The sequence below is a fragment of the Stenotrophomonas sp. JC08 genome (assembly GCF_052180205.1).
Lineage (GTDB): Bacteria > Pseudomonadota > Gammaproteobacteria > Xanthomonadales > Xanthomonadaceae > Stenotrophomonas.
The window spans coordinates 435,897-459,371 of sequence record NZ_CP197473.1 but is presented as its reverse complement, the minus strand read 5'-3'; the positions used below and the strand labels follow the sequence as shown (position 1 = coordinate 459,371).

The 23,475-nt window shown below is 66.4% G+C and carries 23 protein-coding genes; 10 read left to right on the top strand and 13 right to left on the bottom strand.

The window, feature by feature from the left end; genetic code table 11:
* Nucleotides 1–15 precede the first annotated feature (15 nt).
* Nucleotides 16–795, bottom strand: a complete 780-nt coding sequence (locus tag ACSBPQ_RS01985) for a polysaccharide deacetylase family protein (RefSeq protein WP_442683419.1) — start codon at nucleotides 793–795, stop codon at nucleotides 16–18.
* Nucleotides 796–856: 61 nt separating this feature from the next.
* Between ACSBPQ_RS01985 and grxD the strand changes: the two genes are divergently transcribed.
* Complete coding sequence (grxD, locus tag ACSBPQ_RS01980; RefSeq protein ID WP_442683418.1) at nucleotides 857–1,783, top strand: Grx4 family monothiol glutaredoxin; 927 nt, start codon at nucleotides 857–859, stop codon at nucleotides 1,781–1,783.
* Nucleotides 1,784–1,956: 173 nt separating this feature from the next.
* On the opposite strand, the gene ACSBPQ_RS01975 is transcribed toward grxD, so the two are convergent.
* Nucleotides 1,957–2,496: a DUF924 family protein gene (locus ACSBPQ_RS01975; protein ID WP_442683417.1), complete on the bottom strand. Its 540-nt coding sequence runs from the start codon at nucleotides 2,494–2,496 to the stop codon at nucleotides 1,957–1,959.
* Nucleotides 2,497–2,729: 233 nt separating this feature from the next.
* Between ACSBPQ_RS01975 and ACSBPQ_RS01970 the strand changes: the two genes are divergently transcribed.
* The 3 genes from ACSBPQ_RS01970 (at nucleotide 2,730) to ACSBPQ_RS01960 (ending at nucleotide 4,758) form a co-directional block, all read left to right on the top strand.
* The gene (locus ACSBPQ_RS01970) at nucleotides 2,730–3,674 is read left to right on the top strand and encodes a DegV family protein (RefSeq protein ID WP_442683416.1); all 945 of its coding nucleotides are present in this window, start codon (nucleotides 2,730–2,732) and stop codon (nucleotides 3,672–3,674) included.
* Between the two features lie 70 nt (nucleotides 3,675–3,744).
* Nucleotides 3,745–4,083 (top strand): hypothetical protein, encoded by a 339-nt coding sequence (locus ACSBPQ_RS01965; protein WP_442683415.1) that lies wholly within the window; start codon nucleotides 3,745–3,747, stop codon nucleotides 4,081–4,083.
* Between the two features lie 3 nt (nucleotides 4,084–4,086).
* Nucleotides 4,087–4,758: an ATP-binding protein gene (locus tag ACSBPQ_RS01960; protein ID WP_442683414.1), complete on the top strand. Its 672-nt coding sequence runs from the start codon at nucleotides 4,087–4,089 to the stop codon at nucleotides 4,756–4,758.
* A 23-nt stretch (nucleotides 4,759–4,781) separates the two neighbouring features.
* Here ACSBPQ_RS01960 and ACSBPQ_RS01955 read toward each other — a convergent pair whose 3' ends face one another.
* The 5 genes from ACSBPQ_RS01955 to ACSBPQ_RS01935 all read right to left on the bottom strand — a co-directional run bounded on the left by ACSBPQ_RS01955 (nucleotide 4,782) and on the right by ACSBPQ_RS01935 (nucleotide 8,076).
* The gene (locus ACSBPQ_RS01955; protein ID WP_442683413.1) at nucleotides 4,782–5,321 is read right to left on the bottom strand and encodes a hypothetical protein; all 540 of its coding nucleotides are present in this window, start codon (nucleotides 5,319–5,321) and stop codon (nucleotides 4,782–4,784) included.
* A 143-nt stretch (nucleotides 5,322–5,464) separates the two neighbouring features.
* Complete coding sequence (gene fghA / locus ACSBPQ_RS01950; RefSeq protein WP_442684483.1) at nucleotides 5,465–6,295, bottom strand: S-formylglutathione hydrolase; 831 nt, start codon at nucleotides 6,293–6,295, stop codon at nucleotides 5,465–5,467.
* Between the two features lie 7 nt (nucleotides 6,296–6,302).
* Nucleotides 6,303–6,632, bottom strand: coding sequence for a DUF3658 domain-containing protein (locus ACSBPQ_RS01945; protein ID WP_442683412.1), 330 nt, complete (start codon nucleotides 6,630–6,632; stop codon nucleotides 6,303–6,305).
* A gap of 10 nt (nucleotides 6,633–6,642) precedes the next feature.
* Nucleotides 6,643–7,752 (bottom strand): S-(hydroxymethyl)glutathione dehydrogenase/class III alcohol dehydrogenase, encoded by a 1,110-nt coding sequence (locus ACSBPQ_RS01940; RefSeq protein WP_442683411.1) that lies wholly within the window; start codon nucleotides 7,750–7,752, stop codon nucleotides 6,643–6,645.
* Between the two features lie 48 nt (nucleotides 7,753–7,800).
* Nucleotides 7,801–8,076, bottom strand: a complete 276-nt coding sequence (locus ACSBPQ_RS01935) for a metal/formaldehyde-sensitive transcriptional repressor (RefSeq protein WP_442683410.1) — start codon at nucleotides 8,074–8,076, stop codon at nucleotides 7,801–7,803.
* A gap of 196 nt (nucleotides 8,077–8,272) precedes the next feature.
* Here ACSBPQ_RS01935 and ACSBPQ_RS01930 point away from each other — a divergent pair, with 196 nt between their 5' ends.
* The gene (locus ACSBPQ_RS01930) at nucleotides 8,273–9,955 is read left to right on the top strand and encodes a hypothetical protein (protein ID WP_442683409.1); all 1,683 of its coding nucleotides are present in this window, start codon (nucleotides 8,273–8,275) and stop codon (nucleotides 9,953–9,955) included.
* Nucleotides 9,956–10,092: 137 nt separating this feature from the next.
* On the opposite strand, the gene ACSBPQ_RS01925 is transcribed toward ACSBPQ_RS01930, so the two are convergent.
* The 5 genes from ACSBPQ_RS01925 to ACSBPQ_RS01905 form a co-directional block, all read right to left on the bottom strand.
* Nucleotides 10,093–10,335, bottom strand: coding sequence for a hypothetical protein (locus tag ACSBPQ_RS01925; RefSeq protein WP_442683408.1), 243 nt, complete (start codon nucleotides 10,333–10,335; stop codon nucleotides 10,093–10,095).
* A 159-nt stretch (nucleotides 10,336–10,494) separates the two neighbouring features.
* Nucleotides 10,495–11,664 (bottom strand): hypothetical protein, encoded by a 1,170-nt coding sequence (locus ACSBPQ_RS01920; protein ID WP_442683407.1) that lies wholly within the window; start codon nucleotides 11,662–11,664, stop codon nucleotides 10,495–10,497.
* Between the two features lie 52 nt (nucleotides 11,665–11,716).
* Nucleotides 11,717–13,354, bottom strand: a complete 1,638-nt coding sequence (locus ACSBPQ_RS01915) for an alkaline phosphatase D family protein (protein ID WP_442683406.1) — start codon at nucleotides 13,352–13,354, stop codon at nucleotides 11,717–11,719.
* A gap of 177 nt (nucleotides 13,355–13,531) precedes the next feature.
* Nucleotides 13,532–16,546 carry a TonB-dependent receptor domain-containing protein gene (locus ACSBPQ_RS01910; RefSeq protein ID WP_442683405.1) on the bottom strand — a complete coding sequence of 1,005 codons (3,015 nt, stop codon included), beginning with the start codon at nucleotides 16,544–16,546 and terminating at the stop codon, nucleotides 13,532–13,534.
* A 277-nt stretch (nucleotides 16,547–16,823) separates the two neighbouring features.
* Nucleotides 16,824–18,188, bottom strand: coding sequence for a glutamate--cysteine ligase (locus tag ACSBPQ_RS01905; protein WP_442683404.1), 1,365 nt, complete (start codon nucleotides 18,186–18,188; stop codon nucleotides 16,824–16,826).
* Between the two features lie 199 nt (nucleotides 18,189–18,387).
* Between ACSBPQ_RS01905 and ACSBPQ_RS01900 the strand changes: the two genes are divergently transcribed.
* Nucleotides 18,388–19,086, top strand: a complete 699-nt coding sequence (locus tag ACSBPQ_RS01900) for a VIT1/CCC1 transporter family protein (RefSeq protein ID WP_442683403.1) — start codon at nucleotides 18,388–18,390, stop codon at nucleotides 19,084–19,086.
* 164 nt (nucleotides 19,087–19,250) lie between these two features.
* Here the strand turns inward: ACSBPQ_RS01900 and yihA are convergent, their stop codons facing one another.
* The gene (gene yihA / locus ACSBPQ_RS01895) at nucleotides 19,251–19,883 is read right to left on the bottom strand and encodes a ribosome biogenesis GTP-binding protein YihA/YsxC (RefSeq protein WP_442684482.1); all 633 of its coding nucleotides are present in this window, start codon (nucleotides 19,881–19,883) and stop codon (nucleotides 19,251–19,253) included.
* A 221-nt stretch (nucleotides 19,884–20,104) separates the two neighbouring features.
* Here yihA and ACSBPQ_RS01890 point away from each other — a divergent pair, with 221 nt between their 5' ends.
* The 4 genes from ACSBPQ_RS01890 to ACSBPQ_RS01875 all read left to right on the top strand — a co-directional run bounded on the left by ACSBPQ_RS01890 (nucleotide 20,105) and on the right by ACSBPQ_RS01875 (nucleotide 23,387).
* A complete protein-coding gene (locus ACSBPQ_RS01890) occupies nucleotides 20,105–20,890 on the top strand; it encodes a c-type cytochrome (protein ID WP_442683402.1) in 786 nt (261 codons plus the stop codon).
* A gap of 88 nt (nucleotides 20,891–20,978) precedes the next feature.
* On the top strand, nucleotides 20,979–21,626 hold the full coding sequence (locus tag ACSBPQ_RS01885; protein WP_442683401.1) for a thiol:disulfide interchange protein DsbA/DsbL: 648 nt from the start codon (nucleotides 20,979–20,981) through the stop codon (nucleotides 21,624–21,626).
* A gap of 119 nt (nucleotides 21,627–21,745) precedes the next feature.
* Entirely contained in the window at nucleotides 21,746–22,579 is an 834-nt protein-coding gene (locus ACSBPQ_RS01880) for a thiol:disulfide interchange protein DsbA/DsbL (protein WP_442683400.1), read from the top strand.
* Between the two features lie 70 nt (nucleotides 22,580–22,649).
* Entirely contained in the window at nucleotides 22,650–23,387 is a 738-nt protein-coding gene (locus ACSBPQ_RS01875) for an endonuclease/exonuclease/phosphatase family protein (protein WP_442684481.1), read from the top strand.
* Nucleotides 23,388–23,475: the final 88 nt, after the last annotated feature.

Below are 23,475 nucleotides of genomic sequence, written 5' to 3'. Positions count from 1 at the left end.
AAGCGGCAGGCGAGTCTACGCCGTTCCCGGTGGCAGCCGCGCCTGCAGCCCGCGGGCCTGCAGCTGCCGCAGCACGCCTTCGATGATCGTCAGGGTATGGCCGTGGGCGGCGCCTTCATGCAGCAGCACGATCGCCCCCGGTTCCAGATGCGGCGTGATCCGCGCGATCACCGCCTCCGGGCTGCAGCCCACCCCGTCGAAACCGCGCGCGCTCCAGCCCACCCGGGTCAGCCGATGGCGTTTGAGTGCCACCGCCACAAACGGATTGGTCATGCCCACCACCGAGCGGTACCAGCGCGGTACGGTGCCGGTGATCGCCGTCAGCGCCTGCTGGCAGGTGCCGATCTCCGCCGCCATCCGCGCCGGTCCCAGCGCCCAGAAACGGGCCTGCGGATGGCTGTGGCTGTGATTGCCCAGCCCGTGCCCGCGGCGGACGATCTCGTGCACCAGTTCCGGTCGTGCCGCCGCCTGCTGCCCGACCATGAAGAAGGTGGCCTTGGCCTCATGGCGGTCGAGCAGGTCCAGCACCGCAAGGGTGTCATCGGAGGGGCCGTCATCGATGGTCAGCCACACCCCGGGACCGGGCACGCGGCTGAGCACCGGCGCATAGAAGCGGCTGTTGGGCAGGAACACCGGCACCACGAACAACGCATGGCTGGCCAGCAGCAACGGCACGCCCCAGGCACGGCCCAACTGCCACCACAGCAGCGCCACCAGCAATTGCGACACCAGCAGCCACGGCAACCAGCGCCAGGGGTGCACAGGAACGCGATACAGGGTTTCCGCGGCAGTCATGCCCCATGATGCCATGCAGCGTAGAATCGACCGCAGTCCTCACCACTTCTGCGAGTTCACGATGTCCCTGGATCCCGCCCTGCGTTCGCGCATTGAATCCATCCTCGCCGCCGACCGCGTCGTCCTGTTCATGAAGGGCCAGCCGAGCATGCCGCAGTGCGGTTTCTCCGCCAAGGCCGTTGGCGCGCTGCACGATCTGGGCGTGGAATTCGGCCACGTCAACGTGCTGGCCGACCAGGACATCCGCGAAGGCATCAAGCTCTACGGCGACTGGCCGACCATTCCGCAGCTGTATGTGGACGGCGAGCTGGTCGGTGGCAGCGACATCATCCTGCAGATGGCCAACAGCGGCGAGCTGAGCAGCCTGCTGGGCGTGGCTGCCCCGGACCGCACCCCGCCGACCATCACCGTCACCCCGGCGGCGGTGGAAATGCTCAAGGGCGCACTGGCCGACGCCCCCGGCGCCGCGCTGCAGCTGGGCATCGATGCCAACTTCCAGCCGAACTTCCAGCTGGCCCCGTTTGACGCCAACGCCATCGCCGCCGAATCCAACGGCCTGCGTGTGCAGTTCGATGTGGCCAGCGCGCGTCGCGCCGAAGGCATCACCATCGACTGGGTCGACGACATCCGCGGCCAGGGCCTGGCGATCAACAATCCCAACGCCCCCAAGCCGGTGCAGGAACTGGACGTGCGCAGTGCCGACGACCAGCTGCGTGCCGGCAGCATCACCCTGGTGGACGTGCGCCCGGCCGACGAGCGTGCCATCGCCGCGATCAATGCCCCGTTCGAGACCTTCGACGGCGACAACCGCGCCAGGCTCGAAGCCCTGCCCAAGGACACCGCGCTGGCTTTCATGTGCCACCGGGGTGGCCGCAGCCTGCAGGCCGCCGAACAGTTCCGCGCCTTGGGTTTTGGCAACGTGTTCAACGTCACCGGCGGCATCGAGGCCTGGTCGGAGAACGTGGACAGCAGCGTGCCGAAGTACTGATCGGCCGCTGACCGCTGCGAAACAGAAAACGCCGGCATCGCCGGCGTTTTTCTTGTGGATCAAGCAGACAGGATTGATGTCAGTCATGGCAGCGTTCGGCGGAAACGCCGGATCGCGGCACAGCAAAGGCCTGATCGCGACTTGCGTCGCTCCCACAGGCGTTGTCCCTCCCCTCAGCCGGCGAATCCGCCTTCGGCGAGGAAATGCAGTTCCTCGGGCGTGGGAATCCGTCCCAGCACCGCGTTGCGGTGCGGGAAGCGGCCGAAGCGGCGGATGATATCGCGGTGCAGCTCGGCAAAGCGCAGGTATTCCAGGTCACCCAGCACCTCGAACATCGCCACCGAACGGTCCTGGTCAACCGGGTCTTCGGAGTGTTCGAACGGCAGGTAGATGAAGGCACGCAACTGCGGCGTCAGCTCGCGGTCCAGCCCTTCCTCGATGCTGCGCATGGCGTAGTGCCGCGCCAGCCCGTCGGTCGCGTAGGAGTGCGCGGTGCCGCGGAAACAGTTGCGCGGGAACTGGTCCAGCAGGATCTGCAGCGCCAGTGCACCCTCGCCGTCATGCAGCCATTCCTCGCAGCCGCGCCGCGCGGCCAGATAGTGCATGTCCAGGAAACGCCCGCGGAACTCCCTGTCGAATGCGTCATCGCGCATGAACCAGCGCTGCGGCCCCGCTGCGCGCCAGAATTCGACCACCGTCTTCGCCGTTTCCATTCACTTCCCCAACTGTCCGCCGTGATGTCGACGGCCCATTCCACTACCGATGCAGGCGCATTCCGGGCATCAACCGCGGTTGCGTGGCGGCCAGCTTAATGGCCCCTCCGGCCAATGCCTATTGAAAAATATGACGAATGCTCAAAATTGCCGCCAATTACATCTCCTGGACCCCGGTTTTGCGCTAGGGTTCGATACGGGTAGCGATCAGTCGAATGAAGGAGTTGATCTGCATGCGGATCGGAATAGTGGTGGATTCAGCATGTGACCTGCCGCAGAGTTACCTGCAACGCAACAACATCATCCTGTTGCCGATCAGCGTCCGCATCGGCGACACCCTGTTGGCCGACCAGCGTGACGAAACGGCCACCTTGAACTTCCTCGCCGGCCCGCTCAGCGAGCAGGGTGCCGAGGCCGAGACCATTCCCTACGATGCCGCGCAGATCCAGGCGCTGTTCCTGGAACACCTGGTGACCGATTTCGACCAGGTGTTCTGCCTCACCATCACCCGCACGCGCAGCCCGCTGTACGACAACGTGGTGCAGGCCAGCTACACGATCCTCAACGAATACAAGCCCATCCGCCAGACCGCCGGCTACAACTCGCCATTCGGGTTGCGGGTGATCGACAGCCAGAACCTGTTCGCCGCACAGGCGGTCAGCGCGGTGGAAGCGGTACGCCTGCGCGACAGTGGCGCCAGCGTGCCGCAGATACGCCAGCGGCTGGAGCAGGTGGCGGCCAGCGTGCACGGCTACATGATCACCCGTGACCTGTATTACATGCGTGCCCGTGCCCGCCACAAGGGCGACCGCAGCGTCGGCCTGTTCAGTGCCGCGCTGGGCAGCGCGCTGGATATAAAGCCCGTGTTGCACGGCCATCGCGGCGAAACCGCGCCGGTGGCCAAGATCAAGGGCTTCGACAACGCCGTGCAGACCTTGTTCGAATTCGTCGGCAAGCGCGTGGCCCGGGGCCTGATGACGCCGGTGGTCTGCATCAGCTACGGCGGCCCGCTGGAGGAGCTGCGTATCCTGCCGGGCTACCGCGAGCTGCGCGACACCTGCGATGCCCACGGCGTGACGATGATGGAGGCGCTGATGAGCCTGACCGGCATGGTCAATGTCGGCAAGGGCGCGGTGACCATCGGTTTTGCCGACGAGCCGCACCGCTTCGGCAGCTGACACCGCCCACCGGCGTGACGCACCGGCGACACGTGCCGCGCCACACTTGAACACCCGACAGGAGAATCCCATGCCCGTCCACTATTCCATCGCCCTGCCCGATCCGGCCAAGGCCCGGGGCAGCGATCCGCGCCTGTCATTCACCGCCAACGGTGCCGACGAGTTCGCCGCGCAGCTGCAGGCCGCGCTGCGCACGCCGGAACTGTTCGAGCGCTGGCGGAACATCCAGGACGACCCGGACGAGGTCGATCCCGCGCTGGGCGCCACCGACCCGGAAGCCACCGTCAGTGGCCAGCAGGCCGATCTGCGCATCAATCTGAGCGTCTCCACGCACCTGCCCGGCGACGTGTTCAAGCAGCGCCTGCGGCTGCTGGCCGGCCATCACTGGGAACTGCGCGATGTGCGCTGACGCTTGAGCACACCGGTCCTGCTGTCCTGGAGCGGCGGCAAGGATGCCGCATGGGCCCTGCATGTGCTCAACCAGCGCAGCGACGTCCACGTGGTCGCATTGCTCACCACCTTGACCGAAGGCCACCGGCGCTCATCGATGCAGGGAGTACGCCGCGAGGTGCTGCAGGCACAGGCCGATGCCGCCGGGCTGCCGTGGCTGCCGTCGTGGATACCGCAGGCCTGTGACAACACGCAGTACCTGCAACGCATGGCGGCCACCCTGGCCGAGGCCCGGCAGCGCTGGCCCGCACTGGAAACCCTGGCATTCGGCGATCTGCTGCTGCAGGACATCCGCCAGTGGCGTGAACAGCAGTACGCGGCACTGGGCTGGAGGACGCTGTTTCCGCTGTTTGGCTGCGATACCCGCCAGCTGGCCGCGAAGATGATCGATGGCGGCCTGCGCGCCCGTCTGTGCTGTGTGGATACGCAGGTGCTGGAGGCGGAGTTTGCCGGCCGCGCCTTCGATCACTCCCTGCTGGCGGCGCTGCCGGACGGTGTCGACGCCTGCGGCGAGCACGGCGAGTTCCACACCTGCGTCAGCGCCGGGCCGATGTTCCAGTCGCCGCTGGACCTGCGGCAGGGTGACGACACCCTGCGCGATTCCCGCTGGCGCTATACCGACTTCATGCTGTAAGTCCGGAGCCGGGCAGCCGCCGCTCAGAACCCGGTGGCGCGGGTGCTGTCGCACTGCTCGCGCAGGTACTCCAGCGCCTGCAGCACCCGGGTGGCGATCTCGGTTCCTTCCAGATGCAGCACCGCGTCCTGCTCGTTGCCGGCCAGCCGCATCAGCACCTGGTTGCCGCGCTGGCCCAGCTGGCGGATGCTGCCGAACTGCATGCCGTCCGGGTTGCCGATCCACTCGCTGCCCAGCAGCTCGGCCGCGCTGGCCTGGCTTTGGTCGTAACTGTCGTGGGGGTTGCGCAGCACCAGCGTGGTGGCACTGGCATCGGCCCGCAGCCGCGTCACGCAGCGGGCCAGCGGCTCGGCCTCGATGATCACCGGCAGCGGCTGGAACTGCGCATGCAACTGCTCACGCCGCGCGGCAGCCAGCGCCTCGCTCATCGGCGTGCTGAGGTACCGGTTGCCCGGCAGTACCTGCTGCAGGAACTGCTGGGCACTGGCCACGCTGCGCACGTCCGTGGCCGCGCCTTGCGGCTCGCCGGCCAGCGCCTTGCCGCCCATCGACAACGCCAGCAACAGCCCGCATCCGGCGCGCAAACCGCCGCGACCGGCACATCTTCCACTTTTCCAGCACCTGCGCATCGCCTGCCCCCTGGCCACCGTGGTCGGCCGATGATCGCAAAAGCCACCGCCGCCGGCCATCCCGGCGGCGATCGGGCTCAGCGCAACGCCCTGGCGTGATGGGCGATGTGCTCGCCAATGAAGCTGGCGATGAAGTAGTAGCTGTGGTCGTAACCGGGCTGCATGCGCAACTCCAGTGGATGGCCGGCAGCTTCACAGGCGAGCTGCAGCAGCTCGGGCTTGAGCTGGTTGGCGAGGAATTCGTCGGCATCGCCCTGGTCGACCAGCAGCGCCAGCTTTTCCTGCGCGCCGGCCACCAGCGCAGTGGCGTCGTAGTGCGCCCACGCCGCCTGATCGTTGCCAAGGTAGGCGGCAAACGCCTTCTGCCCCCACGGCACCTGCGACGGCGCGACGATCGGCGAGAACGCCGACACGCTGCGGTAGCGGCCCGGATTCTTCAGCGCGATGACCAGCGCACCGTGGCCGCCCATCGAATGGCCGCTGATCGCACGTGCATCGCTGGCGGGGAAGTTCGCCTCGATCAGTGCCGGCAACTCGGTGACGATGTAGTCATACATCCGGTAATGGGCCGCCCACGGCTGCTGCGTGGCATTGACGTAGAAGCCAGCGCCCTTGCCCAGGTCGTAGCCCTCGGCATCGGCCACATCCTCGCCGCGCGGGCTGGTGTCGGGCGCGACGACGATCACGCCATGCTCGGCGGCATAGCGCTGTGCGCCGGCCTTGGTGATGAAGTTCTGCTCGCTGCAGGTCAGGCCCGACAGCCAGTACAGCACCGGCAGCTTGGCGCCCTTCTGCGCCTGCGGCGGCAGATACACCGCGAACGTCATATCGCAGCCCAGCACTTGCGAGCGGTGCCGGTAGACATCCTGCCAGCCGCCGCAACAGGCGCGGTGTTCGATGCGTTCAATGCTCATGTCAGGCAGCCTCCTGTGGGGATGCAAGGCGGATCTCGCAGGCCTTCAACACGTCCAGATCACCCTTCACCTCGATGCGCGAAGCCTCGGCCAGGGTACGGATACGCAAGGCGTAGAACGCCTCCGGAATCTCCTCGTATTCATCAGGCGCGGCGATCAGCACACCTGCCGTGACGAAGCCGGCGTTCTTCCAGGTCCGGTCCAGTGACGCCAGGATCAACTGGTCGATCCTCACCAGATCCGACTCCCGCAGCCGTTCGATCGCCTCACGCGCTTCCGGGCTGTCATCCATGCCCGCCAGGGCCGCGGCCAGTCCTTCTTTATTGAACATCGCCGTCATCTCAGTAGTGGATCACCGAACGGATCGACTTGCCTTCATGCATCAGGTCGAAGGCTTCGTTGATCTTGTCCAGTTCCATCGTATGGGTGACGAACGGCGCCAGCTCGATGTCGCCCTTCATCGCGTCTTCGACCATGCCCGGCAGCTGGCTGCGACCCTTCACACCGCCGAACGCGGTGCCCATCCACTTGCGTCCGGTCACCAGCTGGAACGGACGGGTGGAGATTTCCTGCCCAGCACCGGCCACGCCGATGATCACGCTCTGGCCCCAGCCACGGTGCGCGCATTCCAGCGCCGCACGCATCACATGGGTGTTGCCGATGCACTCGAAGCTGTGGTCTACGCCCCAACCGGTCATCTCGACCACCACCTGCTGGATCGGCTTGTCGTGATCCTTGGGATTGACGCAGTCGGTGGCGCCAAACTGCTTGGCCAGCTCGAACTTGGACGGGTTGGTGTCGATGGCGATGATGCGGCCGGCCTTGGCCTGGCGCGCACCCTGGATCACCGCAAGACCAATCCCGCCCAGCCCGAACACGGCCACGCTGTCGCCCTCGGCCACCTTGGCGGTGTTGTGCACAGCACCGATACCGGTGGTGACGCCGCAGCCCAGCAGGCAGACGTGCTCCGGGTTGGCTTCCGGGTTGACCTTGGCCAGCGAGACCTCGGCCACCACGGTGTACTCGGAGAAGGTCGAGCAGCCCATGTAGTGGTAGATCGGCTCGCCGTTGTAGGAGAAACGGCTGGTGCCGTCGGGCATCACACCCTTGCCCTGGGTGGCGCGCACGGCGGTGCACAGGTTGGTCTTGCCGCTCTTGCAGAACAGGCACTCGCCACACTCGGCGGTGTACAGCGGAATGACGTGGTCACCCGGCTTCACCGAGGTGACGCCCTCGCCCACTTCCACCACGATGCCGGCGCCTTCATGGCCGAGCACGCAGGGGAACAGGCCTTCCGGATCATCGCCGGACAGGGTGAAGGCATCGGTGTGGCAGACACCGGTATGGGTGATCTTGACCAGCACCTCGCCCGCCTTCGGCGGTGCGACATCGATCTCGACGATCTGCAAGGGCTGGCCCGGGCCAAAGGCGACGGCGGCACGTGATTTCATGGTGTTCTCCTGCGGAAAGGGTGGAACGCGGCGCGCGGCGCCACGCGGTTATTTGAGATAGGAACGGATCAGGCTGGACATCTCGGCCACACGTGCGGCGCGCTCGCCTTCCGACTGTGCCGGCTGGCCGAACTCCTCGCGCAGGTGCGCCTCCATCACCTCGGACATCAGCCCGTTGACGGCGCCACGGATGGCGGCGATCTGCTGCAGCACCGGATGGCAGTCTTCGCCGGCTTCCAGCGCCCGCTCCAGCGCATCGCACTGGCCACGGATGCGCTTGACCCGGGCCAGCACCTTCTTCTTTTCTTCCGGCGAGTGCGGCATCGGCCAGCTCAATATCCTGTACTGGGGGACAGTATATTTATCAGGCCACGACATTGCCAATACGCTGCCCGAAAGGCCACTTCCCGCCGCACCCGGCAGTGCGCTGGAGGCGCAGCAGCAGGATCTTCACAAGGCCGTATCAACCGCTGCACGCGGCCGCAGTATCGTCGCCGGCACGTGCCCCGGAGTAGCCACAATGATCCGCCGATCCGTGCTCCTGCTGCTGCCTTCGACCCTGCTTTTCACGCTGCTGGCAGGCTGTGATTCCGCCAGGAAGGCCGGCACCGAAACGGCCGCCACTTCCGATCCTGCGGCCGTGCCCCTGTTGGAGACCTTCGGCGACCTGCATCGCGATATCGGCACGCCGGTGCCGCTGGCCCAGCGCTATTTCGACCAGGGGCTGCGGCTGGCCTACGGTTTCAACCACGAGGCGGCCGGGCGCGCGTTTGCCGAAGCGGCGCGGCTGGATCCGCACTGCGCGATGTGCGTCTGGGGGCAGGCGCTGGTGCTGGGGCCGAACATCAATCTGCCGATGGACCCGGCCGCGGCAAAAGAAGCCACGGCGCTGGCGACAAAGGCGGCAAACCTCGCCGGCAACGCGCGACCGGAGGACCAGATGCTGATCCAGGCGCTGCAGCAGCGCTATGCCGATCCCGCACCGGAAGATCGCACACCACTGGACCGCGCCTACGCTGAGGCGATGGCCGGCGTGGTCGCGCGGTTTCCGGGCGATGACGATGCCGCCACGCTGTATGCCGAGGCGCTGATGGACCTGTCGCCGTGGACGTACTGGAATGCCGATGGCACGCCGGCGCAGTTCACCCCCACGCTGGTCGGCGAACTGGAGCGCGTGCTGGCGCGCAACCCGCGCCATATCGGCGCGATGCACTACTACATCCACGCCATCGAGGCCTCGCCCGAACCGCAGCGCGGCGAACCCTACGCCGATAGGCTGGCAGCGCTGGCGCCCGGCTCCGGGCATCTGGTGCACATGCCCGCCCACATCTATATCCGCGTCGGCCGCTACCACGATGCGACCCTGACCAATCTGGCCGCCACCACCGCCGACAAGGATTTCCTGACGGTGTGCCGGGGCAGCAACGGCGTCTACCCGCTGGGCTACGTGCCGCACAACTGGCACTTCGCGACGATGACCACCGGCCTGACCGGCTCGCGCACGCTGGCGCTGCAGGCCGCCCGACAGACCGCCGAGCGCGCCGAGCGCGCAGCGATGGGTCAGGCGCCGATGCAGTTCATGCAGCAGTTCGTGGTCACCCCGCTGCTCACCCAGGTCCGTTTCGGCGACTGGGACGCGATCCTGTCGGCAGCGGCCCCGACTTCGGAGCTGCCCTATCCGGCCGCGATCCGCCACTTCGCCCGTGGCATGGCGCAGCTGCGCAAAGGCGCCATGGATGAGGCAGTGAAAGAGGCCGACGCGCTGCACGCGACCGCCATCGACCCGGCAATGGCTCAGGTCAGCTTCTTCGATATCAACCACGCCGGCGCCGTGCTGCAGGTGGCCGATGCGCTGCTGCGCGGCGAGCTGCTGCGCGCGCAGGGCAAGCATGAGCAGGCGATCGCCGCGTTGCATGATGCCGCCGCGGCCGAGGACGCGCTGGCCTACAACGAGCCGGCCGACTGGCCGTTGCCGGTGCGTCCGTACCTGGGCGCGGCCCTGCTCGATGGCGGCGATGCCAAAGGCGCGGCAGAGGCCTTCCAGCAGGACCTGAAGACCTATCCGATCAACGGCTGGTCACTGTTCGGTCTGGCGCAGGCACAACAGGCGCTGGGCCAGAGCGACGCCGCGCGCGCGACCTCGCGCCTGCAGGCCGACGCCTGGCAGTGGGCCGATGCACCGCTCACCGCCGCGCGCTACTGAGCCACGCGGCCGCGGCCGGCTCTTCCACCGAGCCGGGCCACATGTGGCAATTGCACCGCGCCCGGATCATGCATGCGGTACCGGTCGCCGCTATGCGCCCCGCGGCGATGATCGCGCCACGGAACGACGATGGCCGCTCAACCGCCGCAGCCGCCGCAACATTCCGAAGGCACGCGTTCCAGCTGGGTGGCGGCAACCGGCAGGCCACCCTGTCCCAAGGCTGGCAGCAGGCTGCGCTCGTCCAGTTGGGTCGAGATCCGCAGCACCCGGGTGAACGGTTCGATATCGACCAGCACCGATGGATCGACGTTCTGCAGCGCCTGTTCCAGCTTCTGCAGATCCGGCGCCTGGGCTGGCAGTGAAATCCTGAATTGCGTCATCGACATGCTCCCGGGGCAGGCTGGCAACCGGGGGCCCGCCCCGCGGCTGTCCCGGCAGCGGACGACCACGCCCGCGCCTTGAATACTGCATGCCCGTACCGACAGCCGCCCTGACCGTGGTCAAGCCTGCAGGCAATGACGCGTGACGGATTGATGCCGTCAGCGTGGCAACGCCGTCACCGGCGACAGCGGCTTTCCAGCATCCCCGGTCCAGCGCATCAGCGTCAGCTGCGCCCGTTGCGCGCCCTTCGTGCCCGAGTTCTCGACCTGGTAGAACAGACCACCACCCAGCGGCTGCAGGCCGACATCGGCCTTCTGGTTCCAGCCGCGGATGCCGCTCGCCGCATCATGCAAGCCGTCCTCGGCCAAGGTCAGCCGCAGGCCCTGCTCCCAGCCGCTGCCAGCGGCGGCCGGCACACCTACCAGATCACCGCTGGAAGGTGGCTGCCGTGCATCCACCGCATACAGCAGATAGTTCGGAAACTCCGGTTTCCTGCCCGGATAGACGCCCATGAACCAGCGCTGCGAGGCCGCGTCATAGGCCAGGTTCTGCACACCGTAGGTGGTGTTGCCGGTATGCACGAAATACTTGCCGTCCACCGTGGCCGGTCCGTGCCGGTGGGGCGCGTGCTCGACCAGCGGCCGCGCGTACTGCTGCCAGTCGCCGATGTCGTATTGCAGCAGTACCTGATGATCATTGTCGCTGCGCGCGGTATTGCCGTAGATGCCGTAGGCCACCGTCAGATAGGCCGGGCCATCGACCGCGCCGAAGCGTGGCCCGAACGACACCCCGTCGATACCGGAGCAGCCATAGCGATGATCCGGCGACGCGGCTTCATTGCCGGAGTACTTGCCATCGTCGCCATCGAAGCGGCCGTCACCGTTCACATCGGCGGTGTAATCGCTGGCCACCTCCGGCAGGTAGACGGTGCGGAAGATATCGCCATCGTCCACGCGCATGTCCACCCGGTCGATACGGCTGCCATCGATCACCGCGATGTAGAACGCCTGGTCGGCCTTGTATTCCAGCGAACCGTAGAGGCGGCCGTCAGCGGCATTGAAATCCAGATCGCCCAGATGCCCGGTCCAGCCCACCAGGGTGCCGACCAGGTTGCCGTGGAAGTCGTACTTGGCCAGCAGGTCGGTGAACGAGTAGTAGATGTATCCCCGCTGCCGGTCCACCGCGATGCCCTGCACATGCCCGGAGGGCCAGGTGCCACCGTCCTGTTGCAACGGCAGCGGCGGCAGGGTTTGCGAAGCCGTCGCAAGCGGTGCGGCCGCCACCCCGGCAAGCGCCAACAGCACCGGGAGGAGAATCGGATTTTTCATGGGGACGCGGGCTCGGCTGTCGTGAAATGGAGTGCGGAGGTCAGGCTCGGACTCAGCCGCGGTTGAAGCGGCGCTGTCCCTTTTCCGCCGACATCCGATGGGTGCCGGAAAGCGCCAGCGTGCGGGTCTTGATATCCTGCATGAACACCCATTCGCCGCTGATCCGCTGCGGGGTGAGCTCGATCATCGCGTAGCCGCGGCGCGCGGTATCGCACCAGTCCAGCTCCGGATTGGTGGCGACAAAGGCGCGGGCAACGTTGTGCGGATCGGTAGCCAGGCTGCCTTCGATACCGCCGGAGGTGACGCCCTGCACGGCGAATTCGATGCCCGCCGGCTCGCCGTCCTGCAGCAGCGAATAGGCCCAGGCGTTGTGGCTGTCGCCGGACAGCATCACCAGCTCCGCATCGGCCTGCTGGGCGGCACGCAACAGCCGTGCGCGGGCGGCAGGATAGCCATCCCAGCGGTCCATCCACACCGGCACACCCAGTCGCGCACCACGGACATTGTCGTGGAAGGCTTGCACGCTGCGCTCACCGGCGTCGGGACGCAGCCAGCCCAGGGTTTCCTGCGGCATCACCGTGCGACCGAGGATGGTGCCCATACCGACCAGTTGCCAGTGGCTGCTGCGGGCGTTCTCGCGCAGCGCGTGATACAGCCAGCGCTCCTGCTCCAGACCGAGCATGGTCGCCGACGGATCCTGCCAGGGGCCATCGCGGAAGGCTTCCAGCGCCGCATCGGTACCGGCACGGTAGGCGCTGGCGATATCCGCCGGCCGGGTGCGTCCAACCAGACGGGATTCGGTGCGGTACAACGTGGCCAGGGTACCGATCGGATAGACCTTCCACGGCTCATCGGACACCGGCATCCATTCGCGGTAGGCCTGCATCGCGGCGGCCCTGCGCACATTCCAGTCGCCTTCGTGCTCCGGCTGATGGTTCTGCGCCCCGCCTTCCCAGGCATCGTTGGTGATCTCGTGGTCGTCCCACAGCGCCACCATCGGTGCCCTCTGGTGCAGCGCCTGCAGGTCCGGATCGGCGCGATAGCAGGCCAGGCGCATGCGGTAATCGAGCAGCGAGACCATCTCGTGGTCGTGCGCCGGCAACACCTCGCGTTCCAGCACCCGGTCCTGCACCCTGTACGCGGCGATGCCGTATTCGTAGAGGTAGTCGCCCACATGCAGCCACAGGTCCATGTCCTCGCGCGCGGCGGCGTGGGCGTAGGCGTTGAACCAGCCCACCGGCAGGTTCGCACAGGAGAACAGGCCGAGCTTGAAGCCGCTCACATCGCCCACCGGCAGGGTGCGGGTACGGCCCACCGGCGAGAAGCTGCCATCGGCGGCGATGAACCGGTACCAGTAAGTCGTGCCGGGCTGCAGGCCGTCCACGGTCAGCTTGGCGGTCCAGTCACGGTAGCGGCCGGTACGCACGCTGGCGCCGGCGACGACGCGGGTGAAGTCCCGATCCAGTGCGATCTCCGCCCGCAGCGTGGCTTCATCGGCATTGTCCGGTGCCACGTAGCGCGTCCACAGCAGCATCGAGTCCGGACCGGGCTCGCCGCTGGCGACGTTGTGGGTGAAACCGCTGGCGCCGACGAGTTCGGAGGCAAGCATGCGACCAGCAGGCAGCAACAGCGCGCCGAGGCCAAGGCCGGCACCGATGATCAGGCGACGGCGGTCGATGTTGGGAGTCATGGGAGAACGTCCTGACAGACATGGGCGAAGGCCGGAGGGACGCGGCTGGACAACCGCCTCGCCTCCCCGCTCTTTGCGCACGCGTAAAAGTGTCGCCCGGCCAACGGACCGGGATTCGCCGCTGCCCCTCTTCCGCACACACAGAAGAGGGGCGTGCAAGCACGCGGACTTCCCGGCTCAGAAGCGGCCGCGGATACCGAAATTCCACATCGAGCCGTACACGGTGTACATCTGCACGCGGCCCGGCACGTTGGAATAGACCACTTCCGGCTCGTTGAAGATGTTGCGGCCGGCCAGCATCACGTCGATGTTGTCGGTGAGCTTGTAGCTGGCGCTGACGTTCCACAGGTCACGCGAGGCGCGGTAGAGAATGCCGTTGTTGGCGGTGGTCTCGGTGTTGCCCAGTGCGCTGATGCGGTGGCTGGCCTGGTAGTTGCCGTTGACCTGGAAATCGAAGCGCCCATGGTTGTAGCGGATGCCCCAGTTGGCCGCTTCCTTGGGCATGTTCTGGCGCGGGCCATCCGGGTTCACGTGGGTCAGCGAGCCGTACACGCTCAGGCCCTTCCAGGCGGCCGGCAGGAAGGTCAGCTGCTGGCTGTATTCCAGCACCACGCCTTCGTTGGTGCTGGTGCCCGGCAGGTTCTGCGCGCTGCGGAAGGTGTAGCCCTCGTAATCCCCGGCGCTGAAACCCACATCCTCCGGATCGACGCTGATGCCGGTGACCTGCATGTCCTGCATGTCCAGCTTGTAGTACGACAGCCCGAGCATGCCCGACGGCTCCAAGTAGTACTGCAGGCTGGCGTAATACTTGGTGGAACGTTCCGGCTTGAGCTGCGCATTGGGCACGGTGACGATCATCGTGTCCTCGTTGACCGACACCACGCCACCGAGATTGCCGTAGTCCGGGCGCAGGATCGATTCGCTGAAAGACAGCTGGCCGACCAGCTTGTCGGTGAAGTCGTACTTCATGCCACCGCTGAGGAAGAAGTCGCTGTAATCGCCGCGACGGGTCACATAGCGGCCGTTGTTGTACTGGTACATCAGGCCTTCAACGGTTTTCGGATCCAGCCCGGCGGCCTCCACCTCGCTGAGCGGACGCACGTCGGCGATGCGCGCGGCGGTGCGGGTCTGCTCGTAACGCAGGCCCAGGTCGAAGCGTGCATCACCGACGCGGGTTTCCACTTCGACATAGGCCGCATCCACGTTCTCCTGGATGCGCTTGTTGTTGTCCAGGCGACGCTTCAGGTTGCCGACCACATCGGCCTCGAAGTACTCCGGGTGCTCCTTGAAGATGTCGTACATGGCGTAGTTGTTGTCGGCACGCCAGCCCTGCTCGTTCATGTTGCCGGCACCGGTGCCGATGATCGCGAAGTCGTAGTCCTCGGTCCACGGAATGGTGGACGACGGATCGGTCTGGCTGCCGTTCGGGCCGACGTACTTGTACTGCTGCCAGGAACCTTCGTTGGTGCGCCAGTCGTTGCGGCGCCTGCCCACGCCGCCCATCAGGGTGAGCGGATTGTCATTCCAGCTCAGGTGCCGCTTCAGATCGAGATTGACGCCGGACTGGTCGTTGATCGCATCCGACTCGGCGGTACGCACGTTGTAGCCGATGTCCGCATCACGGTTGAAATTGGTCGGATCGTTCCAGGGCCGGCCGGCGGTCTGTTGCAGGTTCCACTCGTGCGAGCCCTGCGACGGACGGTCCAGGGTGAAACCGATATCGGTAAGCCAGCTGTCGGTGCGCTGGAAAAAGCCCTTGCTGTTGTCGCGGAAGTTGAACTCGGCGCCGGAGTAGCTGCCGCGCAGCACCGCTTCCCAGTTCTCCCCCTTGTACTCGAGCTTGGGCGCGATCAGGAAGGCCGGCGTGCCCGCATAGCGGTGCGAATACTGGGTGTGCAACCGCGTGTTGGTACCGTTGGGATCGACCACGATGTGCTCGGGGGTGGAGCCGGGCGCGGCTTCGGACTTGGTCGGGGTGCCGAACACCAGATAGGTGTACTGGTTGAAATACTCCACGTCGTACATGGAGTAGGTGCTGCGCAGCGACGCCACCAGATTGTCGGTGACCTGGTAGTCCAGACTCAGGTTGGCGGCGGTACGGCTGGTCATCTTCGGGCCGGGACGCCACATCACCCGGTAGGGCATCGCACTGCCGTCGGGGCTGTAGGCCCAGTCGGTCTGGATGCGGTCCTGCTGCACATAGTTGGCGTTGTAGCTGGCGTTGAACTCCACACCGAAACGGCCATCCATGAACACATCACCGAAGCCGAACTGTGCCGACGGATAGAGGGTGGCGTGCTTCCTGTCATCCGGGAAATACCGGCCCGACCCGTTGGAGTCGGAAGTGCCCACCGCACCAAGCTGGAACACCAGATCACGCTTGGTGCGCTGGAAAGCATGCTTGCTGCGCAGGTTGATGTTGCCACCCGGCGAATCGGCATCCATCGCTGCGGTGAGCGTGTGGTTCAACTCGATCGACTCGATGCCGGTGATCGACATCTGCTCGAACGAGTTCTGCCGGCCGGAGTTGTTGTTCGACGTCGCCGTGGCCATGCGCGCGCCGTCGGTGGTGAAGGTCGAATACTTCGGGTCCAGACCGCCGATGCGCACCGCGGTGGCGTCAACCTCGGTGTAGTCCAGCGACAGGCCGGGCATCGACTTCATGAACTCGCCGACGTCACCCATGGTCAGCGCGCCATAGTTGTCGGCGGCCACCACATTCTTGGCATTCATCGCCGCACGCCGCTCCATGATCGCGCTGGCCTGGCCTTCGCGACTGGCGGTGACGGTCAGGCCGTCCAGGCTCACCGCATCGGTGGCGGCCGCTGCATAGCTCGGCGCCTTGAGCGACACCTCGACGGTAGCCACCTCACCCTTGGCAACCATGACGGTCACCCGGCTTTCTTCCAGGCCGGTATAGCGGGCGACCAGCACCACCTCGCCCGCGGGTACGCCATTGAGGCGGAAAGCACCGCTCTGATCGCTGTAGACGACATTGGGAGTGCCGGCAATACGCAGCTCGGCATTGCGCACATACTGGCCACTGTCGGTACTGAGAACCCGGCCGCGGACCGCACCACCGGCGATGCCCTGTTCCGGTACTTGCAGCGTTTCCTGCGCAAGAACATCCGGGGCGAGACAAAGCGCGAACACGATGGCACCCGCCAGCGCCGACTTCCTGACTACGATCATGATTTGTTCCTGAAGGAGATATGCGTACGTCGTACCTGGAAACCGCTTCCAAGCAGATGCCGCGCATCCTATTCACCTTCGGTTACAGATCATTTACATGCCGGCGGCAGATCGCCGCGACAGCACCGGTCTGCGACTCGCATTCCAGAATGGACTGCAAAACAAGGGACTTTCAGCCACCTGCACGATGCCGCGAGTACACCGGCAAGACCGCGCTGCAATCTCACCGGCGGGACGTCCATCCATCGCCACGGCACTTGCCGTGCGACAAGCCGAATCAGTAGGCGAACTCGGTGAACACCGGTTCGACCTTGCCGTTCCAGGCGCCATGGAACAGTTCCAGCTTGCGCTCGGCGGCGGTCTTGCCGGAATCGACGATCTCCTGCAGCACATCCAGGAAACGCGTTTCATCCTGACCATCGCCATTGAGCGCGGCACGACGGCGCAGGCCCTCGCGCGAGATCTCCAGCGCACGCGCGGCCAGATCACGCACCGTGCCGTTGCGGAATGGCAGATTCATCGCCTGCTTCGGCACGCCGTCACGCAGCGCGTGGCGTTCGGCCAGGCTGAAATCCTTGACCAGATCCCAGGCCGCATCCAGCGCGGCCTGGTCATACAGCAGGCCCACCCAGAAGGCCGGCAACGCGCAGATGCGGTTCCACGGACCGCTGTCGGCACCGCGCATTTCCAGATACTTCTTCAGCCGCACTTCCGGGAACGCGGTGGTCATGTGGTCGGACCAGTCGCGCAGCGTCGGCAGCGCGCCCGGCAGCACCGGCAGCTTGCCGTGCATGAAATCGCGGAAGCTCTGGCCGCTGGCGTCGTGGTAGATGCCGTCGCGGTAGGAGAAGTACATCGGCACATCAAGCAGGTAATCGACGTAGCGCTCGTAGCCGAAGCCGTCCTCGAACACGAAATCGAGCATGCCGGTGCGGCCGGCATCGGTATCGGTCCAGATGTGCGAACGGTAACTCAGGAAGCCGTTGGGCTTGCCCTCGGTGAACGGCGAATCGGCGAACAGCGCGGTGGCGATCGGCTGCAAGGCCAGCGACACGCGGAACTTCTTCACCATGTCCGCCTCGGAGGCGTAGTCCAGGTTGACCTGCACCGTGCAGGTGCGGGTCATCATGTCCAGGCCGAGCGAGCCGACCTTGGGCATGTAGCTTTTCATGATCTGGTAGCGGCCCTTGGGCATCCACGGCATGTCCGCGCGGGTCCACTTGGGCTGGAAGCCCATGCCGAGGAAGCCGAGCTGCAACTCGCCGGCTACCTGTGCCACCTCGTTGAGGTGGGTGCCGGTTTCCACACAGGTCTGGTGGAGGGTTTCCAGCGCCGCGCCGGACAGTTCCAGCTGCCCGGCCGGTTCCAGCGACACCGATGCGTTGTCGCGCAGCAGGGCGATGGTGTTGCCGTTCTCCAGCACCGGCTCCCAGCCGAAGCGGGTCAGCCCGGTCAGCAGCGCCTGGATGCCGCGCTCGCCGTCGAAGGTGGGCGGACGCAGATCGTCCAGGCGGAAACCGAATTTTTCATGCTCGGTGCCGATCCGCCATTGCGACTTGGGCTTTTCGCCTTCGGCAATGGTCTGGACCAGCTGGTCGCGGTCGGTGATGAGGGTATCGGCGACGTGGCTGGGGCTGGACAAGATGCGGTCTCACAAAGTGCTGTCAGGGCAACGAGGTGGGGCCGGTCCCGCCTCTCGCGAGTGCGCACTATATCGTGCGGCTGATTCCAATCACGCCATCGCCGCGGATTTCAGCATCCCACCCACGGCGACTTGTCCGCACCGCGTGCGACTGAAAATCGCTCCGCCGGCAGCGCAAGGACCCGGCTAGACTACGCGCATGATCCACTCACGCTCCCCGGAAGCCCACCGCTCCGGCCGCTCCGGCTGGCTGCGCGCGGCCGTGCTCGGCGCCAATGACGGCATCGTTTCGGTGGCCGGACTGGTGGTGGGCATCGCCGCCAGCGGCGCCCCCGCCTCGACCGTGCTGACCACCGGCATCGCCGGCACCGTTGCCGGCGCGATGTCGATGGCTGCCGGTGAATATGTCTCAGTGCAGTCGCAGGCCGACACCGAGCATGCCGACCTGGCGATCGAACGCCGCGAGCTGCATGAGGATCCACACAGTGAACTGGAAGAGCTCGCCGCCATCTACCGCCATCGGGGCCTGAGCGCGGAACTTGCACACGAAGTGGCCAGGCAGCTCACCGCCCACGACGCACTTGCCGCCCATGCCCGCGACGAACTGGGGATCACCGATACAACCCGGGCACGCCCGCTGCAGGCCGCCGCCGCATCCGCTGCCGCGTTCGTTGCCGGCGCGGCGCTGCCCGTGCTCACCGCGCTGCTGGCGCCCCATGCACATGTGGCATTGGCAACCACCGCATCCACGCTGGCCGGGCTGTGCATCACCGGCGCGCTGGCCGCCCGCGCCGGCGGTGCCCAGCCACTGCGCGGGGCGCTACGGGTGATGTTCTGGGGTGCGCTGGCGATGACTGCCGCCGCCGCCATCGGCAAGCTGTTCGATACCCCGCTGTAAACGACCCATCGCGCTGCGACACGGCGGTCAACGGCAGTGGACGACAGTGTCCACACGCTCCCGCCCGCCGGTGTGCGCCTTCGCCGCGGTTAGCGGATATATTCGAAGAATCGCCGCAGAATCGACCCTCGGCCGCGACTGCACGCCCTGCCGCGGTGCGGCAATCAGCCCTGTGCGGCGGCTTTTTCCGACGCCGATTCCAGGCCCAGCCAGCCGCCAATCACCGTGCGCGCTTCGTCCACGCCCAGACGCGACTCGCTGGAGAACACCTGCACGCTGACGCTGTCGCCGAATGCCGCCTGCAGTTCCTTGCGCACTTTCTGCAGCGTCTGCGCCTGCTGGCCCCGCCCGAGCTTGTCGGCCTTGGTCAACAGCGCGTGCGCCGGCAGGCCGCGCTGCACCGCGTAACCGAGCATCTGCAGGTCGTATTCCTTGAGCGGGTGACGGATGTCCATCACCACCACCAGCCCCTTCAGTGCCTCGCGGGTGCGGAAATACTTCTCGATGAAGGCCTGCCAGTGCGCCTTCAGGTCCAGCGGCACCTTCGCATAGCCGTAGCCCGGCAGGTCCACCAGGTTCGCCTCGGGCGTGACCTGGAAGTAGACCAGCTGCTGGGTGCGACCGGGCGTCTTGGAGACGCGGGCCAGCGCGTTGCGCCGGGTCAGCGCATTGAGTGCGCTGGATTTGCCGGCATTGGAGCGCCCGGCAAACGCCACCTCGCCACCGGTGTCGGCCGGCAATTGGCGGGCGTTGTGGGCGGAGAGCAGGTATTGGGCGCGTTCGAGCAACTGTGACATGCGCAATAGGATCGCATGTTGCACCGCCACGTGCCGATCCGGCCGCCATACGGGCTGATATTTGTCTGCTTACCGGCAAAATGTGCCGATTTCCGGCCTTTACGCCCTCCCGAACGGCCCATTTCCCGGACTGGCGCGTTGACCGTGCCATGAGCCGGCGTTGATAATCCTGTCGATGCTGGCGGAAGTGCCGCCGGGCCTGTTCACACGGAGCTTTCCGCATGCGCCACGCTCGTGTTCTTGCAATTAGCACACTTGTTGTTCCCCTTATCGCCGCAGTTGCCTTCGCGCAGACTTCGGTCGTTCCCGTACCGGACAACGCGCCGGTGACCACCGCCCCGCTGGAGCTGGACTTCAGCAAGACCCTTCCCGGTGACGCCGAAGCCGGCCAGGCCAAGGCCGCCTCCTGTGCCGCCTGCCACGGTGCCGACGGCAATGCCCCGGTCGAGATCTACCCGCGTCTGGCCGGGCAGAGCGAGCACTACATCGCCAAGGAAATGGCCCTGATCGCCAACGGCCAGCGCAATGAAGGCGCGGTGGTGGCGATGGTGCCGTTTGTCCAGGACCTGACCGCCCAGGATATGCGCGATATCGGCGCATTCTTTGCCACGCAGAAGAGCGGTGCCGGCGTCGCCGACGACGCGCTGGTGGCCGATGGTCCCTATGCCGGCATGAAGTTCTACGAGATCGGCCAGAAGCTGTATCGCAGCGGCGACGCCAGCCGTGACATTCCGGCCTGCCTGGCCTGCCATGGCCCGGCCGGTGCCGGCAATCCCGGTCCGTCCTATCCGCACATCGGCGGCCAGCACGCCGGTTATGTGGCGCAGCGGCTGCAGCGTTACCAGTCCGGCCAGACCGGCGAGACCGATACCGCGCAGTTCAACATCATGGCGCAGATCAGCAAGTCGCTGACCGAGCAGGAAATCCAGGCGCTGGCCAGCTATGTGCAGGGCCTGCACAACCGTGCCGACGATGTCGCTACGGCGGCACCTGCCGCCCAGCCCTGACCTGTCCGGGCCGCCCTGGCGGCCGGCAGGCGCGATCCCATGCACGCCGGCCCTCATGGCCGGCGTCTTCATTTGACGGAGTTCCGCCATGACCTTCCTTTCCCGCGTACTGCTTCTGCTGCTGGCCCTGGCACCGCTGGGTGCCGGTGCCGCCACTCCCGCCGCCCTGGTCGAAGGCCGGGACTACCAGCTGATCGCCAACCCCGGCCCGTTCGCACCGCTGGCCGGCAAGATCGAGGTGGTCGAACTGTTCGGCTACACCTGTTCGCATTGCGCCCACTTCGAACCGCAGCTGGACGCATGGGTCGCCAAGCTGCCGGCCGATGTCCGCTTCACCGCGGTGCCGGCCGCCTTTGGTGGTCACTGGGACGCCTACGCCCGCGCGTTCTATGCCGCCGAGCAGGCAGGCGCGCCCAAGCGCAGCCATGGCGATATGTTCCGCGCCCTGCACGAGCAGCGCAGCCTGCCCATGCAGAATGTCTCGCCCGATGAGCTGGCCCACTTCTACGCCGGCTATGGCGTGCAGCTGCAGCGCTATCTGGATGCGCTGCGCAGCGTCGAGGTCGAGGAAAAAGTGAAGAACGCGCGCGCCTTCGCCCTGCGCACCCAGGTGCCGGGGACCCCGACCCTGCTGGTCAACGGCAAGTATCTGGTCAAGGGCCGCACTTTCGAAGACATGCTGCGCAACGCCGAGGCACTGGTCGCCCGCGAACGTGCGGCAAGCCCGCGCCGCTGATCCGGCCCAGCGGCAATGGCCGATCACCCGTTCAGTCTTGACCGCACATAATGTCATCATGTGCCCCCGGCCGCGCCGCGCGGCCTGTTGAACCACCGAATTCCCGCTGGAGATCCCCGATGAAGATCCGATTCGCGCTGGCCCTGACGGCCCTGCTCCCGCTGATGGTCGCCTGCAAGGCCCAGGACGGCTCGGCCGACGCCGCCGCTCCGGCGACCGCCCCGGCCGCTGCCGAAGTCGCACCGGAAGCCGCTTCCGCAACCACGCCGGACGCCGCCACCACCGCGGACGATCAGGCCGTCGCCACGCCGGCCAGCGGCGAAGCGGCTCCGGCCGCCAGCACGCCGGTCCCGGCGGCCGCACGCCTGGTGGGTCCGGAGCCGGTTGCCGGCACCGATTACCTGGCCATCGACGGCGGCCAGCCGTTCCAGCCGGCCACCGGCAAGATCGAAGTGGCCGAAGTATTCGGCTATGTGTGCCCGGCCTGCGCCCGCTTCCAGCCGCTGGTCAGCTCGTGGAAGGCCGGCCTGCCGGCGGACGTGAACTTTGTCTACGTGCCGGCCGCGTTTGGCGGCACCTGGGACGACTACGCGCGTGCCTTCTATGCCGCCGAGACGCTGGGCGTGCTGGAAAAGACCCATGAGCCGCTGTACCTGGCCATCCACGTCGAGCAGAGCCTGAAGGGCGAGCGCGGCCGCGACTCGGTGCAGGACATCGCCAACTTCTACGGCAAGCACGGCGTCGATCCGAAGACCTTCACCGACACCATGGGCAGCTTCTCGGTCGCGGCCAAGATCAACCGCGCCAAGCAGTTCGCCCAGCGCAGCAAGATCGCCGGCACCCCGTCGCTGATCGTCAACGGCAAGTACCTGGTCAAGGGCCAGAGCTGGGAAGACATGCTGCGCATCGCCGATCACCTGATCGCCCGCGAACGCGCCTCCAACGCCAAGTAACCACATCCAGGGCCCCGCCTGCCGGGGCCCTTTCCGCATTGCCGTGAAATTCCCCACGAAAACGCTGCGGCTGTTGACCGCGAACATCCAGGCCGGCTCGAGCACCCGTCGCTACAGCGACTACGTGACCCGCAGCTGGTCGCACGCGCTGCCTGCCGGACAGAAGCGCTCCAGCCTGGATGCCATCGCCAAACTCGCCAGCACCCGCGACATCGTCGGCCTGCAGGAAGCCGATCCGGGCAGCCTGCGCTCGGGTTTCACCAACCAGACCCATTACCTGGCCGAACGCGCCGGTTTCAATTACTGGGCGCACCAGCCGAACCGCCGCATGGGCGGCGTGGCTTCCAGCGCCAATGGTCTGCTCAGCCGGCTGGAGCCGGTGGAGGTACAGGACCACGCACTGCCCGGCCGTATCGGTGGCCGTGGTGTGCTGATCGCCCGTTATGGCGACGGCAAGGAAGGCCTGACCGTCGCGGTGGCACACCTGTCGCTGGGCACCGGCTCACGGCTGGCGCAGCTGGACTTCATTTCCGACCTGCTCAGCGATTACCCCAACGCGGTGCTGATGGGCGATTTCAACTGCATGGCCGACCGCCCGGAAATGCGCGTGCTCTACCACAAGACCCGCTTGCAGCCGCCCAGCTGCCTGGTACCGACCTTCCCCAGCTGGGGACCGGATCGCGCCATCGACCACATCCTGCTTTCGGACAGTCTGAAGATGCTCGACACGCGTGCGGTTGCCGCCGCGCAGTCGGACCATCTGGCGGTGGAGATGGAAGTGAAGGTTCCCGCCAACAGCCTGCGCTGAGCGCACTCGCGATGGGTGGCACTGCGCCCCCTTCCGCGTCCTCCGGCAACCTGCGCCTGCGCGTTCACCGGCTTACCCCGGCATTGAC

Coding starts and splice junctions, on each gene's coding strand:
- ACSBPQ_RS01970 (WP_442683416.1), top strand. CDS start 2,730: ATGCGGATCGGAATAGTGGTGGATTCAGCATGTGACCTGCCGCAGAGT.
- ACSBPQ_RS01935 (WP_442683410.1), bottom strand. CDS start 8,076: ATGCCGCACTCGCCGGAAGAAAAGAAGAAGGTGCTGGCCCGGGTCAAG.
- yihA (WP_442684482.1), bottom strand. CDS start 19,883: ATGTCACAGTTGCTCGAACGCGCCCAATACCTGCTCTCCGCCCACAAC.
- ACSBPQ_RS01975 (WP_442683417.1), bottom strand. CDS start 2,496: ATGGAAACGGCGAAGACGGTGGTCGAATTCTGGCGCGCAGCGGGGCCG.
- ACSBPQ_RS01930 (WP_442683409.1), top strand. CDS start 8,273: ATGATCCGCCGATCCGTGCTCCTGCTGCTGCCTTCGACCCTGCTTTTC.
- ACSBPQ_RS01915 (WP_442683406.1), bottom strand. CDS start 13,354: ATGACTCCCAACATCGACCGCCGTCGCCTGATCATCGGTGCCGGCCTT.
- ACSBPQ_RS01880 (WP_442683400.1), top strand. CDS start 21,746: ATGAAGATCCGATTCGCGCTGGCCCTGACGGCCCTGCTCCCGCTGATG.
- ACSBPQ_RS01900 (WP_442683403.1), top strand. CDS start 18,388: ATGATCCACTCACGCTCCCCGGAAGCCCACCGCTCCGGCCGCTCCGGC.
- ACSBPQ_RS01885 (WP_442683401.1), top strand. CDS start 20,979: ATGACCTTCCTTTCCCGCGTACTGCTTCTGCTGCTGGCCCTGGCACCG.
- ACSBPQ_RS01940 (WP_442683411.1), bottom strand. CDS start 7,752: ATGAAATCACGTGCCGCCGTCGCCTTTGGCCCGGGCCAGCCCTTGCAG.
- ACSBPQ_RS01945 (WP_442683412.1), bottom strand. CDS start 6,632: ATGTTCAATAAAGAAGGACTGGCCGCGGCCCTGGCGGGCATGGATGAC.
- ACSBPQ_RS01890 (WP_442683402.1), top strand. CDS start 20,105: ATGCGCCACGCTCGTGTTCTTGCAATTAGCACACTTGTTGTTCCCCTT.
- ACSBPQ_RS01985 (WP_442683419.1), bottom strand. CDS start 795: ATGACTGCCGCGGAAACCCTGTATCGCGTTCCTGTGCACCCCTGGCGC.
- grxD (WP_442683418.1), top strand. CDS start 857: ATGTCCCTGGATCCCGCCCTGCGTTCGCGCATTGAATCCATCCTCGCC.
- ACSBPQ_RS01925 (WP_442683408.1), bottom strand. CDS start 10,335: ATGACGCAATTCAGGATTTCACTGCCAGCCCAGGCGCCGGATCTGCAG.
- ACSBPQ_RS01920 (WP_442683407.1), bottom strand. CDS start 11,664: ATGAAAAATCCGATTCTCCTCCCGGTGCTGTTGGCGCTTGCCGGGGTG.
- ACSBPQ_RS01910 (WP_442683405.1), bottom strand. CDS start 16,546: ATGATCGTAGTCAGGAAGTCGGCGCTGGCGGGTGCCATCGTGTTCGCG.
- ACSBPQ_RS01965 (WP_442683415.1), top strand. CDS start 3,745: ATGCCCGTCCACTATTCCATCGCCCTGCCCGATCCGGCCAAGGCCCGG.